17 protein-coding genes and 1 tRNA gene are annotated in these 19,027 nt (G+C 49.5%); 6 read left to right on the forward strand and 12 right to left on the reverse strand.

What is annotated here, in order from left to right:
• The 10 genes from F566_RS0115215 to mutY all read right to left on the reverse strand — a co-directional run.
• Window positions 1-350: RHS repeat domain-containing protein (locus tag F566_RS0115215; protein ID WP_020405093.1), on the reverse strand; the 350-nt coding region annotated here is incomplete at its 3' end.
• 18 nt (window positions 351-368) lie between these two features.
• On the reverse strand, window positions 369-4,310 hold the full coding sequence (locus F566_RS0115220) for an RHS repeat domain-containing protein (protein ID WP_020405087.1): 3,942 nt from the start codon (window positions 4,308-4,310) through the stop codon (window positions 369-371).
• 306 nt (window positions 4,311-4,616) lie between these two features.
• Window positions 4,617-4,991 (reverse strand): hypothetical protein, encoded by a 375-nt coding sequence (locus tag F566_RS0115225; protein WP_020407865.1) that lies wholly within the window; start codon window positions 4,989-4,991, stop codon window positions 4,617-4,619.
• Between the two features lie 733 nt (window positions 4,992-5,724).
• On the reverse strand, window positions 5,725-6,516 hold the full coding sequence (locus F566_RS0115230) for a hypothetical protein (protein WP_020407866.1): 792 nt from the start codon (window positions 6,514-6,516) through the stop codon (window positions 5,725-5,727).
• Entirely contained in the window at window positions 6,516-7,925 is a 1,410-nt protein-coding gene (locus tag F566_RS0115235; protein WP_020407867.1) for a hypothetical protein, read from the reverse strand. The genes F566_RS0115230 and F566_RS0115235 overlap by 1 nt, the downstream gene beginning before the upstream one ends.
• A 47-nt stretch (window positions 7,926-7,972) precedes the next feature.
• Complete coding sequence (locus F566_RS0115240) at window positions 7,973-8,461, reverse strand: Hcp family type VI secretion system effector (protein WP_020407868.1); 489 nt, start codon at window positions 8,459-8,461, stop codon at window positions 7,973-7,975.
• A gap of 234 nt (window positions 8,462-8,695) precedes the next feature.
• Window positions 8,696-10,339, reverse strand: coding sequence for a DUF6538 domain-containing protein (locus F566_RS0115245; protein ID WP_020407869.1), 1,644 nt, complete (start codon window positions 10,337-10,339; stop codon window positions 8,696-8,698).
• 109 nt (window positions 10,340-10,448) lie between these two features.
• Window positions 10,449-10,524, reverse strand: a tRNA-Phe gene (locus tag F566_RS0115250).
• A gap of 97 nt (window positions 10,525-10,621) precedes the next feature.
• Entirely contained in the window at window positions 10,622-10,897 is a 276-nt protein-coding gene (locus F566_RS0115255) for an oxidative damage protection protein (RefSeq protein WP_020407870.1), read from the reverse strand.
• Window positions 10,898-10,994: 97 nt separating this feature from the next.
• A complete protein-coding gene (gene mutY / locus F566_RS0115260; protein ID WP_020407871.1) occupies window positions 10,995-12,086 on the reverse strand; it encodes an A/G-specific adenine glycosylase in 1,092 nt (363 codons plus the stop codon).
• Window positions 12,087-12,345: 259 nt separating this feature from the next.
• Here mutY and F566_RS0115265 point away from each other — a divergent pair, with 259 nt between their 5' ends.
• From F566_RS0115265 to F566_RS0115290, 6 genes are all read left to right on the forward strand, one after another.
• A complete protein-coding gene (locus tag F566_RS0115265; RefSeq protein ID WP_020407872.1) occupies window positions 12,346-12,810 on the forward strand; it encodes an SRPBCC family protein in 465 nt (154 codons plus the stop codon).
• A 248-nt stretch (window positions 12,811-13,058) separates the two neighbouring features.
• Complete coding sequence (gene hisB, locus F566_RS0115270) at window positions 13,059-13,652, forward strand: imidazoleglycerol-phosphate dehydratase HisB (RefSeq protein WP_020407873.1); 594 nt, start codon at window positions 13,059-13,061, stop codon at window positions 13,650-13,652.
• Window positions 13,653-13,776: 124 nt separating this feature from the next.
• Window positions 13,777-14,448 carry an imidazole glycerol phosphate synthase subunit HisH gene (hisH, locus tag F566_RS0115275; RefSeq protein WP_020407874.1) on the forward strand — a complete coding sequence of 224 codons (672 nt, stop codon included), beginning with the start codon at window positions 13,777-13,779 and terminating at the stop codon, window positions 14,446-14,448.
• Window positions 14,449-14,581: 133 nt separating this feature from the next.
• Window positions 14,582-15,319 carry a 1-(5-phosphoribosyl)-5-[(5-phosphoribosylamino)methylideneamino]imidazole-4-carboxamide isomerase gene (hisA, locus tag F566_RS0115280; RefSeq protein ID WP_020407875.1) on the forward strand — a complete coding sequence of 246 codons (738 nt, stop codon included), beginning with the start codon at window positions 14,582-14,584 and terminating at the stop codon, window positions 15,317-15,319.
• A 27-nt stretch (window positions 15,320-15,346) separates the two neighbouring features.
• Window positions 15,347-16,120: an imidazole glycerol phosphate synthase subunit HisF gene (gene hisF / locus F566_RS0115285; protein WP_020407876.1), complete on the forward strand. Its 774-nt coding sequence runs from the start codon at window positions 15,347-15,349 to the stop codon at window positions 16,118-16,120.
• A 133-nt stretch (window positions 16,121-16,253) separates the two neighbouring features.
• Window positions 16,254-16,790, forward strand: coding sequence for a DUF2244 domain-containing protein (locus F566_RS0115290; RefSeq protein ID WP_245555260.1), 537 nt, complete (start codon window positions 16,254-16,256; stop codon window positions 16,788-16,790).
• On the opposite strand, the gene F566_RS33030 is transcribed toward F566_RS0115290, so the two are convergent.
• Both F566_RS33030 and F566_RS0115300 read right to left on the reverse strand, forming a co-directional pair.
• On the reverse strand, window positions 16,750-17,631 hold the full coding sequence (locus F566_RS33030; RefSeq protein ID WP_020407878.1) for a divergent polysaccharide deacetylase family protein: 882 nt from the start codon (window positions 17,629-17,631) through the stop codon (window positions 16,750-16,752). The two genes, F566_RS0115290 and F566_RS33030, sit on opposite strands and share 41 nt — an antisense overlap.
• Before the next feature lie 6 nt (window positions 17,632-17,637).
• On the reverse strand, window positions 17,638-18,984 hold the full coding sequence (locus F566_RS0115300; RefSeq protein WP_020407879.1) for a S41 family peptidase: 1,347 nt from the start codon (window positions 18,982-18,984) through the stop codon (window positions 17,638-17,640).
• Window positions 18,985-19,027: the final 43 nt, after the last annotated feature.

The following is a 19,027-nucleotide window of genomic DNA, read 5'->3' on the forward strand; positions in this document are numbered from 1 at the left end:
CCACCCTCAAGCGGCCCTACAGGGTCCATCGCCATAAACCGCCCGACCACAGGGTCATAGTAACGGGCGTTCAGATACGTCAGACCCGTATCGTTATCATGCAGTTTCCCGGTGTAGCCGACACGTTCCTCTTCAGCGGCGCTGTCGTTTACCGTCTTTTGCCCAAAAGGAGCGTAAGTCTCCCGCCATAAAACATTGCCGTCTCTGTCACTGGCAGCAATAGGCGAGCCCAGGTTGTCGTGATGATAGAACGTGATGCGGGCTTCTGACTGAGCCTGAGCGCTGACCAACAGCATCAGAACAGTCAGTGTCAGACACAGCGAGTATTTAAGTTTTGCTAGAATTTCCATTTATGAGATCTCCTTAGGCTACTTCCTGATTGCGGCTTTGATTTGCGTTTTCGCACAATTATTACCGGTCAGGCTATAGTCCGTGGGGCAAGATAGGATGATTGGCTCGATATGAAGTTTGAAACACTCTTTGCCCGATCTCATATATCCGGGGTCACAGTAGTACACTTGGACCTTTTGTTCGGGGCTGCAGAAAATCCCCCAAGGATACTCATAGTCAACAGGGCATCGGCGGTTAGCCGCCCTTGTTTCTTCCCATCGGCAAATTCCGTTTGAAATTGACAGGTTTTCAGAGCAACCTTCCGTTGGTTCTGCAAACACCGTTTTGGTGCAGGTATCGCCATCCAAGATCCAGCCTGCCTCACAGGTGTATTCTGCTTGAAAATCCCGTTCGATCTCCGCGATCATCTTGCCGTCAAAATACACATAGTTTGTCGCCGTGTCCTCCAGCAGATTCTCTTCATAAAGCACACTTCCGTCTTTGGAGTGGACCTGAATAATGGCTTTATCGCCGTGGATTTCGATAGTACGCAGATTGTGGGCGTCATATTCGTAATCGATATCAATATCGCCGCTCTTTGAGACAATGCTGAGCATGTCACCGGAATGATCATAGGTCATGTCAAAACGGCCATTGTCCGTCACATTCCCGAAATCGTCATACTTGAATTGGTAATTGGTTCCGGTCGTGTGGTCCAACCTGTTGGTATCGGAATCATAGAAATATTTCAGTGATCCTAAAGTTCCCATGGACTTGCTCAAGATGTCTCCACGACTGTTGTAACGAGCCCCACAATCTCCCCAGGGACAATCGGCACTAATAAAACGGGAAAGGCCGTCATATTTGATGTCGTTAAAACTGTTGGCAGAGTCGTGGTGATCAATGATGGACGTCACATTGTTGTGTCCGTCATAACTGTAGGCTTGACTGGTCACAACAGTGGACCCGAGATTGCTGTTGATTGCAGTGATCCGTCCCGCTTTATCTGAGGCCTGGGAGACCTTCATTCCATTGGCATAAGTGTATGTCTTGGTAATACCGGTATAGCTGTAATCAACGTCAGAGATCAGTGTGCCTTCCGGTGAATGAAGCGCCAAGGGGCGTCCCGCATCGTCCAGATCGTACTCCAGGAAAAACTGGTTAGGGTAGGTGATCTTCTCCAACTGGCCGTCATCATCATATTGATAGGCAAGTGTGTAGTACTCTGGTCCATCAATATCAACTTTCAGTTTCTCACTGATGAGATCGCCAGACGCCGAGTAGTCATAGGTCCTTGCTGTCAGGCCCTTCTTGGCATAGCTGAGCAAGCCATTGGCATGATACCGGAACCAAACATCATGGCCTGATGGGTAGTCGACTTTTTGCAATTGGTTCAGCGCATCATAGTAATACTTGATTCTCCCCTGTCCCTCGATTAGAGCGGTTCGGAGGTTACCTGATTCATCGTAGGTGTAAGTGATGGGCTGACGCTCTGGCTCATTGATCATTTTGATTCGATCTGTCCCAGCATAATAGGTGTAGCTCCGAGAAACACCGTCCTGCGTGACTTTTTGCACCAATCCCGCTTTATTCCTTTGGAACTTGGTCACCTGAGCATTGCCCTGTTGGTCAATAACGCGATACACCAGAACATCGTAGAGGTAACCGTATCCACCGAAGCCCGCCTTCAGATAGTGTGTTTTATAGAACTTCCCGTCTATCAGATTGGTTTCGGTAATGGCATAACGTGCACCTGCCGCTTTGGCAGCGTTCAGAGTGTCTGAAGGTAAAGCACCAGAAACACAACTCAAGCCATAACAATAGCCAGCCATCGTGCCCCGTCCTGTGTCCTGCATTTGGGTGATGCGACTTAAGGCATCATAGGTGTACTTGACCCCTGCTTCATTACTGCTTCTGTCCATCGGATGAGACTCAAAGGTTTTTCTGCCTAATCCGTCATAAGTCGTAATCAGAAAGTTTAATCTTTCGCCGTTCAGCTCGTTGTCCGTTCGTATTGACCGCCCCAAGCCGTCCAAAGTCACCACTTGCTGGAATGTGGAGCCCGCACGTTTTAACGTGATGGCGTTTTTGGTGTATGTGATAATTTGCTTGGTCCGTTCGGGTTGTTGGACGCTACGAACACGCCCCATCGCATCATAGGTATAGGAGGTGTAATTCTCTGCGCCATCACTTTCAGAGGTGATCAATCCCCGATCATCGACTGTTCGACGAATCGTTCTCTCTGGAAGAGATTCCTCAGTGGCAATTCCCCGGTAATAGGTCGGGTATTGGACAACCTGCTCTCCGAGATGATTCGTATAGTAAAGGCTGGCCAGTAATCCCGCTGTGTGCTTGCCAGAGGTGTGGTAGTCGTAGCGCTCTTCAAGGCCGTTCTCCACTTTACGGACAATTCGCCCTTTGTTGTTGTATTGGTAGGTAGCAACAATCGTTTCTGGATGGCTACCAATCCCGACATCTACCGATTTCTTTCTTAGTAAGCCGATGTAACGGCGACCGTCACCTATCTTATTCTCAAGGGTCAAAGTGGTGATGCGAGAAGTGTCCCCCAAGCGTTCGGTCACAGTCCGTGCCTGATAGTGACTGTTAAAGTTGGAATAGAGAGTTTCCAACAGACCATCAACCTTGATGCGAGTCAGACGTACAGGATTGGCCAGATAGTCGTGGTCACCAATAGCACTCCACTTATTGTAGGAATACTCAGTGGTTCTCAAGGGCTGAGAATCCGAGGCTTTATTGAACACCTGTTCCTTGGCAATCTTTCCTCGGTAGTACAGCTTCGATTTGTCATTATGAAAAGTGGTAATCTTGGTCGACAGGGGATTAGAAGAAATAAATTTCAGCCAATTACCGTCCTTGTCATAGGAATAGGTGGTTATAAAGTCATCCTTTCCTTCTATAGAAAGAATACGTTTAGACACCCCAACTCGCCCAAAATCCAGCTCATGCTGGTAGTCATAGTGATAACTTATCTTCGCACCATGGGGCACCGTTACAGAGGAAAGGCGATGTTCGCGGGGATGGCTGCTGGTCAGTGAACAGGTGTAATACCAGCTCAACCCGTCAGGGCGTCTAACGCGCTTAAGTTCGACCGGTGCAGAGTGTGACCATCGGCTGTACTCGTAGCTCCAGACACGGTTGCCGGTAGATTCGTGGACTGTGATCTTGTCGAGCTTGCGTTTGGATTTGGTCCAGAAGTCTTCAATGTCTTTATAGCTGAAAGTCACCTTTCGGCCATCGGACGCCGTAATACTGTTCGGCAGTACGATACTTTGCCAAATGCTGTCAGTCAGCTTTGAGTCTTCAGACCGCGTGCGCGTGTAGGAATAGGCCAGATAGTTGCCATAAGGGTCAGATACTTTGGAAGCGTGTATGGCACGAGTGGCTATGCCCTTCTTAGAAATGTCGTTATCAAGATAATCAAAGCGGTATACCAAGCCATTGGGAGCATAACCGGTCATGGTGAGCTTATCATCAGAGATGGACCATGTGACTTTCCAGCCATATTGGCCGTTAACCGAAACAAAAGTTCCGTCTTCTGTTTTTGATTTCACTAACGAGAGAGGTTTATGGCCGGGGATCTCCAGACGTGCTGTGCCGATTTTCCAAACCCCATCATTACGACAGGAAATACGGTCACAGTTCTTGTCATAGTCAAAGGAGGCATTGAGGACTACGCGGGGCGTCTCAATGTGCCACAGTCCCAAAGTTCCCAGTCCTGTGGTGTAGCCGTAGGACCGGTAAAGATCAATATTCAACCCAGTACCGGGCAGAGAAAACTCTTTGACCCGCCATTTGAGAGTGCTGGTGAATCCTTCGATATCCTCACCGTTGGATAAAGATTCGTTGGACAGATATGCGTCCACACTGAGTGGATTGGCGGCATTGGATGTCAGGGTGACAAGCAATGCACAAAGAAAGGCCATAACCTGTGCAGGCAGGCCTGTAGAAGGTCGCTTCATGTAATATCCCTATGCGGTTAGATAGATAAAATAATCTAACGACGAGATGTAACGTCCATATTGAGAAGGTACGACTAAGCCTTTGAAAAGTAACAACGACTACCCTGTCAAAATATTCCGTTTCATTCGTCGGCGACGATTAAAAGGGAGATACCATTACGGTTCAATAGATGAAAACCCTAGGTTGATCTAGGGCGGGTCAAGAGGTAATGGAGAGTGCAGATCACATATCGCTCAAATTATGTGGCGACCAATTCTAGGGTGAGACTTAATGTCAGAGTTGAGTGGCTTTATAAGCAAATAAACTCACTCATGGGCCTTGTATGCCGTCGCATCAAATCTTTCTCTGTAGGAATGTCTGAAGGCTTCTGAGATCCCTTCAAGCCTTTTAGTGGAAGGTTCTGTAAGTCGGGAGCTAATATTGAAGAAAGGGTATTCACCGTAGATATCAGGATGCATAGTTGCCGCTACTGCAACATCTGATGCAGATACGTAACGGCCAGCCCATTTCTCGATGAGATGCTTCAGCGGGTAAATTTTCCGCATTTTGCCCTTGGTCCTTGTCTGGGCGTCTAACCATTGGTAAGCCATTCTGATACAGTCGTTGTGTTCATGATGAGCACTGTCAGTACCGTATTTAGTCTCGGTTTTGGCTGCTTCAATCGCTTCATTTGAGAGCATAAATGATTCTCCTGTAGTAGAAGACTTATGGCCCTATACTTTAAGACATGGCTTAAGTCTTCTTCAAGAAGGCAATTAGATCTCTCAGATTTGAAATTCGTTGAAAACTAGGAAGAGCGGCCAGATAGACCGCTCGGTAGTATTGCTAACTTACCCACGCCTCAGCCACTTCTGGATGCCATTCCACAGCGGCCTTGAACCACTAGTAGTTGCGTGATACGGTCGACATCGCTCGAATTCAAGCTGTATTCCTGCAACGGATATACTGAATCGAGTTCGAATACAAGTAGGGCTTGGCTCACGTAGATCATTGTTTTCCATTAGGAAAACCTCCTGATTGGAATCGTAGAGAGCCTTCCCGATTTCGGTTTTGTATTACAATTGTGGCAACAATTCAACTCGCGTGATATCGTTAACTACAACTATACGAAGGCTCTCTACGGGCCTTTGTCTAGTCGCTGGCGGATATCTTGCTAGGATAGGCCAGCAACCCCCTGAAGGGCCTCACTACTGGTGGGGCCTTTCACCTTGACTACGATAAACAATGTCAACCCCTCCAACAACAGAAAAGTCTCGAAAAGCTAAGTTTTCTTGTGCGGCAAGTTACGGTCTTTGAAACTCAATGTCTGATTGATAGTAATAGGTTATTCTAACAATGCATGTTGTAGGGGAAACGGAAAGAAAGGCGTTTAGCTGGGCCTTCCGTCCCTCTTTCCGTTAATGCTGTTATAGCTCACCCGGCCTGATTAACTTCGGCCATCACTTCGTCATAACGCTGTTGAGCGTCAGGGGCTAGCTTGACGTGAACGTGAGACATGAACTCTTGGACTGTCTTTTCAACTGCCCCGTCTAGGTCGTGGTCAGGCTCGTAGTATTCACGGTTCAGGGCGCTGGGTTGAAAGTGGAAATTCAGTATATGGTCATCTGAAATAGGAAGATTCCAAATGTGGCGTTTTGGCCCGTGCGTCATTTCCGCAATAAAACAGTACCAATCCATGCCTTGGAAAGATACCTTACGGATCTCATCAGCAGACTGAGGGAAACGCCAAAAGTCTTCTTCAGGAATGACTGGGCTATCTAAACTATCTCGCTCTTCCCATAACTCACGGTTTAGCGCTCCCCAGACATCGTCGCAGTATCTTATTATCCATGCCTTAGTATCTGCTGCCTTGAGTAAAGAGTCGATTTTCCGATAATGCGGATGACGTCTTTGAAGATGAACATCAAACATTACATAGCCTATGGCTCCATCCCCAAGAGGACTATCCCAATATTTCCAACCAGTGTATAACAGGTGTGCAGACATACCTCTATCTTCAACTCCTGCCCAAGGCTGGTAGATATCATCCTGATAAATATTTAGGGTCTGGGAGGCTGTTACAGCTTGGTCTCCCGCAAGCTCATGAGGCGGGCAGTGAAACCGTAGTTCCGTCCCTGACAGATTAAACGCCATCCAAGGAGCATTTGCGATATCCGGCCCTAGAGGGTTCATCTTGGAGGCTTTAAGACGGCGCAAGAACTGCATTAGGATTGTCTCCTCCAGACACTCCCCAACTCCCGAACTAAGGCAACAAAAGATTTAACAACGCCACCATGTTGCACTCGGGCACGAGCGTTAAATTCTGTGGGGCTCATGGTTGGGTTAAAATGTGGGTTCAGGGTCATATTAGTCGTGTTCATGGCGAGCAGGTTCCGATAAGTTTCTGCATTGAAGACCAGAGAAGTGCAAGCTCTCCGCAATCCTTCCGCACCACCAAGGCCAACAGCAATAGCCACTCCTGGCTCCATTCCAGCAGCAATCGCCAGCCCGATAGCGCCAAGACCGCCACCAGCTTGATACGCTGGCTTTATCAGACTATTCAACGCTTTTGCGTCTGTCCAGGCTTGACCTTTCAGCATCTCAGCAGTCAACGCGTGGTCTCCACCTTTCGCAGCCAATCGCTGTCCCACTTTGTATTGTTGCCAAGCTCTGACAGTGACACTCCGCCAGTCGTCTTTATGAAACTTCATGACGTCTTTGGCTAACGACATTTGGCGATTTTCCACTTCGGTAAACAGTTCATTCATCACCGGGGAAGGAGCCGCGAAAAACAGCGTGTGCTTGTCCAGACTAAACCTGGGTGGCAACTTCTTCAAGGCGTTCAGTAGCAAGGTTGCCCCGTCACCGTGAATAGTCCAATGAACTTCCTTTTGTTGAAGCTGGGCGTTGTACAATCCTTTTGCCAGTATGGCAGCGGTATGATCACCAGAAACGGCTTTCTGTTCCGGTGTACGCCACTCTGAACCACGTTGATATAACGGTGGTGGGTTGTAGGCCAGGGTGTACCCTTCGCTTTGCAGGCGTGCGGCATCGTCCTTATAGGCAGCCGCAATCATACTGGGCATCGTTTTTTGAGCTGCATGTTCAATGCTTTCTGCTAGCCCGTTGATAGCTGCGTGAGAGGTGGCGATAGTGCTTGCCGGTTTTTTTGATAACTCCCATCTTTCAACTTTTGACTTAACTCTATATAACCCTGGTTTGTGTCCGCTGGCGTGTTCGGCCACGTCTATATCAGTGATATACACTCCCGGATTTAAACCTTTCTGACTGTAATCTTGCAGGACGATATAGGTAATCCGCAGGTTCTCTACCATCACAAAATGCTCAAAGGCGTTCTGAGCATTGCTGTAGGCTTGAAATCCTTGTGCAGAGGATGAAAGCTGGGACATTCCCCGCATCACCCGATGAGCCGTTTGAGGGCCTTGTAGGTTCACAAGACTGGCGAACCACTCCGCCAGAACGGCGGGAATGTAAATCCGGTGGCCGATACCGCTTTCGGGACCGTCGGAATAAAGAATAAAGCCTGAAGAGGCTAAGCCGACCATACGCTTGAAACCGTGGTTATTAAGGCTGGTCTGACTGACCGGGGCTTTGACATTTGCGGGTGCATTCATCGTGCTGACGATCTCCTTTCTATTAACCGCTGATGGTCTTTCGAGATTTAAAGTTTCTTACCGGTTTCCAAGTCGTAGCCGACACGCTCAGGAGATGCGCCCTTGTTGGCCCTGTCTGCGGCGGTGTAGCTCATGGTAACTTTGGAGTAGCTCAGAGAAAGCGTTTCGGAAGGGGCTGACTCAGCACCAGCGCTTACTTTGTAGTCGCTGATAATGACGTCTTCCAGTTCATAGCTGACATACTTCTCAATCTTATCGGCGTGGGTGCGGACCACATCGATGATGACCTTCACGCCAGCGTCACCAGTCAGAGATTCTTTGAACAAACTAGAAGATGCTGAATCCATCAGTTTGCTGATCGACACGGCGGTCAGGCTCGGGCGGGTGGCTTCCCGGTTGGACATATGTCCGGCTTCCATTGTGATATGGCGGCTGACACCAAAGCTGAAGCTATCCAGGCGAATCCAGTCTTTATAACCTTCTGCGGTTACATTGCCTTTAACGGTGAGATTGTTGAAATTGAGATAGATAGCCAATGTCAGACTCCTTGTGGTCATGGCATTAATAGAAAGCGGTAGGATTGTCGGCAGCGTCTCCGGCTGCACTGATCGTATTCGGAGCGATATGGTAACAAATGGTCACTCCTTGTCCATCGGCCTTACGGACGACCAGACTAAACTTTCGTTGATGTGGAAAGTACGTATGGTTCTGGTGGAGGAGCGGCCCGCCAGACTTGGTATGTCTGACAGGGCTCGAAAAGGATTAAAGCTTCAGCTTGTTCGCAGCGTTCTGATATACATCGTCACCGAAGGGACTTTGTCTATAGCTTTCTTTAGTGTGGACATTGGAACATGGCCGTATGAGCGTCCTACGCTTTGATTTGAGTGGCCTGTCAGTGTGTCATGAAGTTCTTCGGGTATATCACACTGACGACACATTGTTTTAAACGTATGCCTAAACCCGTGAAGAGGGGATACCCGTCCTTCTATTCCGATAGTTTTGAAGTAGTTGCTAAACCATTTGCCAATGGCTACGGCGTACTTACCGGAGGGAGTCCTTTTAAGTTTGGGAAATATCCGACCGGAGCCCTGCTTTTGGCAATACTTTATAAAGCCTAAGTCAATCAAATCTGCATGAATTGGAACTAATCGAGTTTTGTTTGTTTTTACAGATTGGTCCTCAAGCTCGTTTGTAATCTCAATCACATGAAGGCCATCTATCTGCCTGACGTTATGAGTGTATAGCTGACAGATTTCCTCACGTCGTGCGCCTGTATAGTAGAGCAGGAGGGGGAGCCAATAGGCCGCCTCGCCAAATCGCGCTTGGGATTCCTGACAGCCTTTTTCTGACCACACTGTTGAAGTGAATATCCGCTTTAGCTGCTCAGGCTTGTAGTCTTTCTCCAGAGGCGTATGGTCTTTCGTTCCTAGTTTGTTGGTAATACCAATGAATGGGTTAGTATCAATGATTCCCTGTTCGACGGCATAAGAGAAAACAGAGCTTATCAGGCGAATATTCTTTCGTACTGTCTTTTTAGATAGCCTTGGTAAGTCTTCACGAGACGCATAATCTATTCGCTCAGTCACAGACATAGATTGAAGCTTGCTTCCCCGGCTACTGGGTAATTTCAGAGAAAGATTGCGGAAGTCTGTTGCGACTTTCTTATCAACCTTTTCAATTCCCATATCCCGATAGTGGTTCATAAACAGAGAGAAGAAACTTTTTGTTTCTCCGAGTGTTTGGGGGCTGATGTCTCCTGTAAGGCTTGCATACTCGCAGTAATCTGCAAGGACCTCTGACAGTTTTGTTGTACGAGCGTCCAGCGCCAGCTTTGTATCAGCCAATGGCGCAACGATTTCTTTGTAGTTTCCGTGGTAGCGTTCAAGACAATGCTTGGACAACTTCCCGACTCTTTTGCTAAGGGCTTCAGTTAGGTTGTGAAGGTCGTCAGAAGAGCGTAATTCATAGCCCTTCATTATCTCCTTTGCGTGTCTCTGTAGTCTTCGCATCAAGAGAGGGGTTGGGCCATATTCATCAATGAATTCTGTCACACTGTCGATTGTGTCAACATTTTCCCCATATGAGATTAGCCACTCCTTGTAAACAGAGGGATCAGTTGATTCGTCCAAGCTCTTGAGCTGCAGTTTAAACCATCGGTCTGCAAGTACATTGCAATCATAGAGAGATAACGACGAGGCAGAGGGGGATGCTTGAGGACCGTTTAAGCGAACCTCCGTGAAAATCTGTTGAATTTCTTCCAGTGCAAGGCTGAAGTTGGCCTTTGCAGTATTTGGATCTTTAGTCTTCAAAGAGCGTTTGATTTCTGATTTGTTGAGAGTATTTCTGATATCTGCGGGAACCCGAACACGAGCGTAGTAGGTCCCTGTACGTTTGTCTTTAACAGGAGATGGCATTGGTAAACTCAAATTAAGAAGCCTCGTGTGTATGCAGAGTGTGTACACATCGAGAAGAAAAACAGTGCTCTGAGGACTGAAACCCCTTGGAAATAAAGGGGTTGAAAGGTGGTGCCCAGAGGCGGAATCGAACCACCGACACGGGGATTTTCAATCCCCTGCTCTACCGACTGAGCTATCTGGGCACAAATGTCATGTATTTAAATGGTGCTTGACCGAACACCAGATGCCTTGACCGGCAACGGGTGCGTATTAAACCTACTTCCCGTTTTGGTGTCAAGCTTATTTTTCAGAAGGTGGTACATATCCTTCTGCTTTGTCCACTGACTCGTTGCTGAAGAACTTTTCCATCTGCTCTGTCAGGTAGGTGCGGGTGTCCGGATCCATCAGGTTCAGGTGTTTTTCGTTGATCACCATGGTCTGGTGATTGAGCCATTCCTGCCAGGCTTGTTTGGACACCGTTTCGAACAGCTCTTTGCCTTTGGCGCCGGGCATGGGAGGGAAGTCCAGGCCTTCGAGCTCTTTCTGGTACTTTTTGCAGAAAACAGTACGTGCCATGAAAATTACCTGTGTCTATCTGTTGATGGTGAATGTTTGGACGTTGCGCTATGAATCGACTGGCCTCGGAGTATAGCAAATAAGGCCGGGTCATCCATTACAGCAATTGTCTCTGACTGAGCGTGCCCGAGGCCAGCCACTGAGCAATGGGGGCGGGCAGGGCCAGATCTTTTTGTTCAAGGTGCATCCAGGTGATGCCGTCTTCCCCGATGGAGGGGGGAGGGCTGTCCAGATTGATGAGTACTGGTTTCAGAATGACATGGTAGTGAGAAAAGGTGTGCTTGAACGGTTCTGCCAGTTCGTAGTCGTTCTTGATGGAATAATGCTGGCGCCACTCGCTCAGAGTATTTTCCAGCGCTGCATCCTTTTCACTTTCCGGGAAGCACCACAGGCCGCCCCAGATGCCACTGGCCGGGCGACGTTCCATCAGGAAGCGTCCGTCCCGATCCTGTAATACCAACAGATATCTTTCCACGGTAGGAATTTTTTTCTTGGGCTTGCGGGTGGGGAGTTCGGCTGTTTCGTTCAGTTGGTACGCCTGACATCCGCTATGAAAAGGGCAGCGTTCGCAGGCGGGTTTGCTTCGGCTACACAGGGTTGCACCCAGATCCATGATCGCCTGGGTGTAGTCGACAACGCGGTCTTCAGGTGTGTACACCTCGGCAATCTTCCAGAGCTGCTTCTCAATGGCGGGGAGCCCCGGCCAGCCATGAATGCCTTCAACACGTGCCAGTACCCGTTTCACATTGCCATCGAGGATCGGCTCTCTCATGTTGTAGGCCTGCGCCAGTATTGCACCGGCCGTCGAGCGTCCGATTCCTGGAAGAGACTGCAAAGCCTCGGTGTCTTTGGGGAACTCTCCGTTAAAGTCTTCCATTACTTTGATGGCGGCTTTGTGCAGATTTCTTGCTCTTGCGTAGTATCCAAGCCCTGCCCAGTAAACAAGCACCTCATCGACAGGGGCGGCGGCGAGATCGGCCACTTGGGGGAAGCGTTCCACAAATTTGTTGAAGTAACCTATGACCGTCGAGACCTGGGTCTGCTGCAGCATGATTTCAGACAGCCAGACTCGGTATGGGGATCTGGGGTGCTGCCAGGGCAGGTCATGACGGCCATGCTGGTCGAACCAGTTCAGGAGGTTTTCGGCGAATTTTTCCGGGGTAAATGCAGTGGTTAAGACTTCAGTCATGCTCTTTCTGGACTTCACTGGGTGTGCGTAGCAAACTATCGCCGTCGGCGTTAATTTCGGGGGAGCCCAGAAACGGAAGTTCTGGATTGGCTCTCTGGTATCTGGGCTGTGCTACTCTGAAGAAAAAACATCAATAGCGCAAGCCAGAGCCCGGCACCAATAATGCTGCAGAAGGGTTGGCTCAGATGATCTTTTGAATGCGTCTGCTGCCAGCGATCTGTATGTAAAATAATAAGTTGAAGTTTTGAAGGAGCAATTCGTGGCCGTCAGTATCACCATTGAAATCAGTCGTACCTTTGAGGTTGCGGCAGACTACGACACCGTTTTTGATTTACTTGCCGACGTACCCAAGTCCGCCAGCTTTTTCCCCCGAGTCGACAGACTGGAAGATCTGGGCGATAACACTTATCGCTGGGAAATGAAAAAGATCGGCGTCGATAAACACGCTATTCAGACCATTTATGCCAGCCAGTACAGCGCTGACAAGGAACGCGGTAGCATTACTTGGTCTCCCATCAAGGGGGAGGGGAATGGTGTTGTGCAAGGTTCCTGGTCTATCCAGAAGAAAGGGGATGGCACTGAGTGTAGATTCCAGACCAAAGGTGAACTCACGCTTCCATTGCCGGGACTGCTGAAACTGGCGATCAGCCCGGTGGTGAAACATGAATTCAACTCACTGGTTGATACCTACGTTGAAAATCTGAAGAAAGAATTCGGTACCTGATTACTTTTGAATGGTGGCGATTTCTTTTGATTTCTCGCGATTTTTCTGTCGATGATCGATTTCTGGCGAGTGAGATGCTGTCAGTGTTTTGGCCTGGCAGCATTGCTCTTCTGTGCTGACTCAACGAGATCATAGTTCTTATTCATGACAATCATAGTCGATTTCATGCATCTGGCGGGCGCTCCTGAGTAGGCTAGAGGCATTGAAACGGGTATAATGCGCCTTTTTCACTGTGCCCGGAGCGATGAATGACTGAGCGCAAGGCGGAAGTAACCCGCAACACGCTGGAAACGCAAATCACCTGTTCTGTAAATCTGGACGGAACCGGCAAGGCCCGGTTTGAAACCGGAGTGCCATTTCTTGATCACATGATGGATCAGATTGCCCGCCATGGTTTGATTGATCTGGATATCGTTGCCAAGGGTGATCTGCATATCGATGCTCACCACACAGTGGAAGATATTGGTATTACCCTGGGCCAGGCCGTTGCCCAAGCTATTGGTGACAAGAAAGGTATTCGCCGCTATGGACACGCCTATGTTCCGCTGGATGAAGCCCTTTCCAGAGTGGTGATTGATTTCTCCGGTCGTCCCGGACTGGAAATGCACGTGGACTTTACCCGTGCCGTGATCGGTAATTTTGATGTCGATCTGTTCTATGAGTTCTTCCAGGGCTTCGTTAATCACGCTCAGGTAAGCCTGCATATTGATAATCTTCGCGGCCGTAATTCACATCACCAGATTGAAACCGTTTTTAAGGCGTTTGGTCGTGCTGTGCGTATGGCGATCGAACCGGATCCCCGGATGAGCGGTATCATGCCCTCTACCAAGGGAACACTATGACCAGGTAAAACAACAACCTGGCTAAGCCTCTGAAGTTCTGGATATTTGCCGACCTTTCTGTATCTTCAGGAAAGGCGGTTGTCCCGGCTCCTGCTAATTTTCTGATTCAGGATTAAGACTCAACATGGGTACTTCTTCTAGCGTCTCTTCCAATACCATTGCCGTGATTGACTATGGCATGGGAAATCTTCACTCCGTATCCAAAGCCCTGGAACATGTGGCCCCTGAGGCTCATGTGATCGTGACGGACGACTTTAACGTTATCTCTGAAGCGGATCGTGTTCTGTTACCGGGCGTTGGTGCCATGCGCGACTGCATGGCGGAAATCCGTCGTCTGGGGTTTGATCGTGTGGTGCATGAGGTTGTTGCTTCCGGTCGTCCTTTGTTGGGAGTTTGTGTCGGCATGCAGGCCATGCTGGAACATAGTGAAGAAAACAACGGTGTTGATGGCCTGGGTATCTTTAAAGGTGAAGTACGTTTCTTCGGGCAGGACCTGAAAGAGCAGAATGGTGAGCGCCTGAAAGTACCACACATGGGCTGGAATGAAGTGTTTCACAGCCACGATCACCCGCTCTGGCACAAGATTACCGACGGCGACCGTTTTTATTTTGTGCACTCCTATTATGTGGATGCGGCCAATTTTGATGCGGTGGCAGGTACCTGTCATTACGGTGTGGATTTTGCGGCGGCCATCGCCAGAGACAATATTTTTGCTGCCCAGTTTCACCCGGAAAAAAGCCAGCATGCCGGTTTGCAGCTGCTGAAGAATTTTGCCAACTGGAACGGTCGTTTATAACGCTCGTTGCGTTGTGAGCGATTGCTGAAGACGTCTTAAATGTTGTCTGAAACCCAATGATGCCGGTGGATGGATAGCAAGAATCCATATTGCTAAATGACAACACCGGCCAACGACCAGATAGAGTGATTTTATGCTGATTATTCCTGCGATCGACCTTAAAGATGGAAAGTGTGTGCGTTTGAAACAAGGGCGTATGGATGATTCCACCGTGTTTTCTGATGACCCGGTATCCATGGCTTCAAAGTGGGTGGAAGCAGGTTGTCGCAGACTGCATCTGGTTGATCTGAATGGTGCTTTTGCCGGTGAGCCGGTTAATGGCGAAATCGTCTCGGCCATCGCGAGAAAATATCCCGATCTACCGATTCAGATTGGTGGTGGTATTCGCGATTTCGACACGATCGAACACTATCTCAAAGCGGGCGTTCAGTACGTTATTATCGGTACCAAGGCGGTGAAAGATCCTGAATTCGTCAAGCAGGCCTGTCAGGAGTTTGCGGGGCATATCATTGTCGGTATCGACGCCAAAGATGGTTGGGTTGCTACCGAGGGCTGGGCGGATATCAGTACCGTACAGGCGGCGGATTTGGCGCTGAAGTTTAAGGACGCGGGTGTCTCCTCAATCGTGTATACCGATATCGCCCGTGACGGCATGATGCAGGGCGTTAATGTCGAGGCAACGGCACACTTGGCCAAAGTGTCTGGTTTGCCAGTGATTGCTTCCGGTGGTGTGACCAATATGGATGATATCAAGCGGCTGCGGGAAGTCTCTGATGCCGGTATTGTCGGGGCCATTACCGGCAGAGCCATATATGAGGGTACTCTGGATGTTAAAGAGGCCCAGGACTACTGCGATTCGCAAGCGTCCTGATTTCGCTGAGGTAGAGAGGATTTTCTGATGTCATTAGCCAAGCGCATTATTCCCTGTCTGGACGTGGATAAAGGCCGCGTCGTGAAAGGGGTGCAATTTGTCGACATCCGTGACGCCGGTGACCCGGTGGAAGTCGCCAAACGTTATGATGAGCAGGGGGCGGATGAGATTACGTTCCTGGATATCACTGCCAGTCATGAAGATCGTGGAACCACGGTGCATACTGTCGAGCGTATGGCCAGTCAGGTGTTTATTCCGCTGACGGTCGGTGGTGGAATTCGCAAGCTGGAAGATATTCGCACCATGCTGAATGCCGGCGCGGACAAAGTGAGTATTAATACCGCGGCGGTGTTTAACCCGGAATTTGTGGGAGAAGCCGCCGCCCGGTTTGGTAACCAGTGTATTGTTGTCGCCATTGATGCCAAGAAAGTATCTGCGGAAGGTGAACCGGATCGCTGGGAAATCTTTACTCACGGTGGACGTAAACCGACTGGACTGGAAGCTGTGGAATGGGCGCAGCGGATGGTCAAATACGGTGCCGGTGAGATTCTGCTGACCAGCATGGATCGTGACGGGACCAAGAACGGTTTTGATCTGTCGCTGACTCGGGCGATCAGTGACGCGGTTTCAGTTCCTGTCATCGCGTCCGGTGGTGTTGGTAATCTCCAGCATCTGGTGGACGGCGTTCAGCAGGGCGGTGCAGATGCCGTGCTGGCGGCCAGTATTTTCCATTTCGGCGAATACAGTATTCCCGAAGCCAAAAAGTTTATGGCCGATCAAGGAGTTGAGGTGCGCTTGTAGCGCGCCTCGTCTTTTTTCATTGTTTTCTTTTATTCCTCGTTATTGATTCTGCTCTCTTTCATCTTTTCTTCGTACTACTCTTAAAGTGTAATAGGCCTAATAAAAGCAACATAAAAAAGCAATTAGCGGTGGTGTGAATAACTCTCAAGCTACCGCTGAGGGGCTATGTGGTGTACGTCTGATGCTGAAGGTGACACCGGGTGAAAATGAGGCATGTGCCCGCCTTGTCCTAACGCCCAACAATTCTGCGGGCTGGCGTGGAAATCGCGTATTTCTCGCGTTGATTGGCGTGGTAACGGCTGTGATTGCCATATTGTCATTGGCGGTCTGCGCGTTTCTGGTAGTGTTTTTCTGTGGTGCCGAATTGCTGGTGCTGTATCTGGCATTGCGCTATGTCAGCCGAAAATGTGCCTCTCAGGAGGTGGTGTTACTGAGCCCTTATGAAGTGCTGATTCAGCGAGGTATGAACACCCCTGAACAGCAGTGGTCATTCCCCCGGTTGCATACCCGAATTCTTATTGAGACGGATATGGCAAAACACCCATTGGTCAATGTGCAGTGTGGTGATGAGTCAGTGCCGATTGGCCGGTTTTTGAATGAGCGGGAGCGTCAGCAGTTAATCGCGAATCTCAGAGGGTTGGTTCTTCACTATCGTCATCTTTATCTTTAGCGCGTACAGATGAGACAGCCATCAGCCGGGCGTTCTCTTTCCGGTTCGGCTTAAACATGCTCATGGCATTATGACGAATAGCCCAGATACCTTTTACCGTGGCGATAGCCACGCCTTCCTTGCCCAGCATGGGAATCGCTTTTTCCAGGTACTCGATGGTTTCTTTGTGTGGATGGCCGATGGCGATGGCAGTGCCGTTTTTTCTGGCAATAGATAGAAGTCGCTGGAACTGAAAATCAATAGCTTTGGTGGTGATAAGGTGGTCAAGGAAGACGTCCCGACCCAGAGAGGGAATCGCGTGTTCGGTTGCCACATCATAGGCAACCGTCATGGGCGTCGTTCGGCTGTCGACAAAATATAGTGGGTAGGAACTCAATTCCTTCATCAGCACATTCATGGCACTGCGGTTCTGAGTGAGCGCGCTGCCCATGTGATTGTTGACGCCACTGAGATAAGGGATGGAACGAATCGCTCTACGGAATGTAATTGCCATCTTCAGGCTGTCCATATCACTGGTCAGTCCGGCATGACCCAAAGGCAGGCTTTTGGTGTTTTCCATGGGGGCGTGCAGCATGATTTCCTTGCCGCTGGCATGGGCAAGGCGTGCATGCTCTTCCGTGTAAGGACGAAAAGGAAGGAAGGCAAACGTCATGGGGGCGGGAATATTGATGGCTCTCAGCCCCATGTCCTTATAGTTGCCCATATCATCAATGATAATGGCAATGGTGGGCGGAGGTGTGTCCTGCCCTGGATTGCTTTTCTCTCCGGCTGGACTTGCAACCACATTAAGGGCTGTCAGGAGTGACAGCCCAAGGCTGAGTATGGCCGTTTTGCAATTCAACCGGTTTTATCCTTGTGCCGTTGTTTTCGGCTTCATGATGCTCAAACCTTTCAGCAGGTTGAGGGCTTCCCGAAGTTGAAAATCTTTCGCGATGATTTCCTGGGTTGCCGAGTTGTCTGAGTTTTCAGAATTGCCAGAATCACCCTCGGAACCATTTAACAAATGTCCTGAAAGGTCAGCCTCTTTAAAGACGGGTTGCGATTCAAGTTCTGTAATGGTCGCGCGCTGAACTTTGATGTCAGGGACAATTCCCAGTGCCTGGATCGAGCGTCCGCTGGGGGTAAAGTAGCGGGCAGTCGTCAGTTTCAGGCCATATTCTTCATCAAGCGGCAGAACGGTCTGAACACTGCCTTTACCGAAACTTTCTGTTCCGAGAATGACGGCTCTGTGGTGATCCTGCAGAGCGCCGGCCACAATTTCAGATGCAGAAGCTGATCCGCCGTTCACCAACACCACGACCGGAGCGCCTTCAATTTTGTCGCCGGGAGTCGCTGTGAATCTGAGTTTGGAGCTCTTGATGCGCCCGTCTGTGTAAACGATCAGACCTTCATCCAGCAGTGCATCGGATACTTCAACAGCCGCCTGGAGAACGCCTCCCGGGTTGTTGCGAAGATCAAGGATCACGCCTTTCAGACCACTGGGGTTGTCTTCTTTCAGTCTTTCCAGGGCCCGACCAAATTCAGCACCGGTCTGTGCCTGGAATTGGGTGATGCGCACATAGCCAAAGCCTGGTTCCAGGGTGAGGTTTTTCACGCTGGTCACTCTGATTACGTCCCGCAATACTTCGATGTCGGTAGGCGTATCAGAATTTCGCTTTACCACGGTCAGTTTGATCGGCGTCCCTGGTTTGCCGCGCATTTTGCTGACGGCTTCTTCTAACGACATGCCTTTTACGGACTTGTCATCCAACTTGATGATCAGGTCTCCGGCTTCGATACCGGCCTTTTGTGCAGGCGTATCATCGATAGGAGCAATGACCTTGATAAAGCCATCCTCTAATCCGACTTCGATGCCAAGTCCCCCGAATTCTCCGGTCGTAGACTCCTGGAGATCATCGAAGGCGCTTGGTTCAAGGTAGGAGGAATGAGGATCTAGCCCGGAAAGCATGCCCCGGATGGCGTTGTTGAGGAGTGTGGTATCGTCAACGTCTTCCACATAGGCTTTCTTGATACGGTCAAAAACTTCGGCAAACTTGCGCAGGTCGTCCAGGGGAAGTTGGGCCGCCGGCAGTTGTGTCGCCTGCGGGGCGTTGTCGGCCTGTTCGGTATTGGCTGTGTTCGCAGGATCTTCTGCCCAGGCACCATAAGGTAAGGTTAAGGCAAGTACAGCCCCTGCGATCGTCAATCTTTTCACTCTAGATACCACTCTTTTCGTTGATTTCCTGTCGCATCGTCTC

This window comes from Hahella ganghwensis DSM 17046, assembly GCF_000376785.1.
Lineage (GTDB): Bacteria > Pseudomonadota > Gammaproteobacteria > Pseudomonadales > Oleiphilaceae > Hahella > Hahella ganghwensis.

Bases quoted from the DNA above. Each gene is read 5' to 3' on its own strand.
- F566_RS0115255 (WP_020407870.1), bottom strand. From the start codon at position 10,897: ATGGCACGTACTGTTTTCTGCAAAAAGTACCAGAAAGAGCTCGAAGGC.
- F566_RS0115245 (WP_020407869.1), bottom strand. From the start codon at position 10,339: ATGCCATCTCCTGTTAAAGACAAACGTACAGGGACCTACTACGCTCGT.
- hisF (WP_020407876.1), top strand. From the start codon at position 15,347: ATGTCATTAGCCAAGCGCATTATTCCCTGTCTGGACGTGGATAAAGGC.
- hisA (WP_020407875.1), top strand. From the start codon at position 14,582: ATGCTGATTATTCCTGCGATCGACCTTAAAGATGGAAAGTGTGTGCGT.
- F566_RS0115220 (WP_020405087.1), bottom strand. From the start codon at position 4,310: ATGAAGCGACCTTCTACAGGCCTGCCTGCACAGGTTATGGCCTTTCTT.
- mutY (WP_020407871.1), bottom strand. From the start codon at position 12,086: ATGACTGAAGTCTTAACCACTGCATTTACCCCGGAAAAATTCGCCGAA.
- F566_RS0115225 (WP_020407865.1), bottom strand. From the start codon at position 4,991: ATGCTCTCAAATGAAGCGATTGAAGCAGCCAAAACCGAGACTAAATAC.
- hisH (WP_020407874.1), top strand. From the start codon at position 13,777: ATGGGTACTTCTTCTAGCGTCTCTTCCAATACCATTGCCGTGATTGAC.
- F566_RS0115230 (WP_020407866.1), bottom strand. From the start codon at position 6,516: ATGCAGTTCTTGCGCCGTCTTAAAGCCTCCAAGATGAACCCTCTAGGG.
- hisB (WP_020407873.1), top strand. From the start codon at position 13,059: ATGACTGAGCGCAAGGCGGAAGTAACCCGCAACACGCTGGAAACGCAA.
- F566_RS0115235 (WP_020407867.1), bottom strand. From the start codon at position 7,925: ATGAATGCACCCGCAAATGTCAAAGCCCCGGTCAGTCAGACCAGCCTT.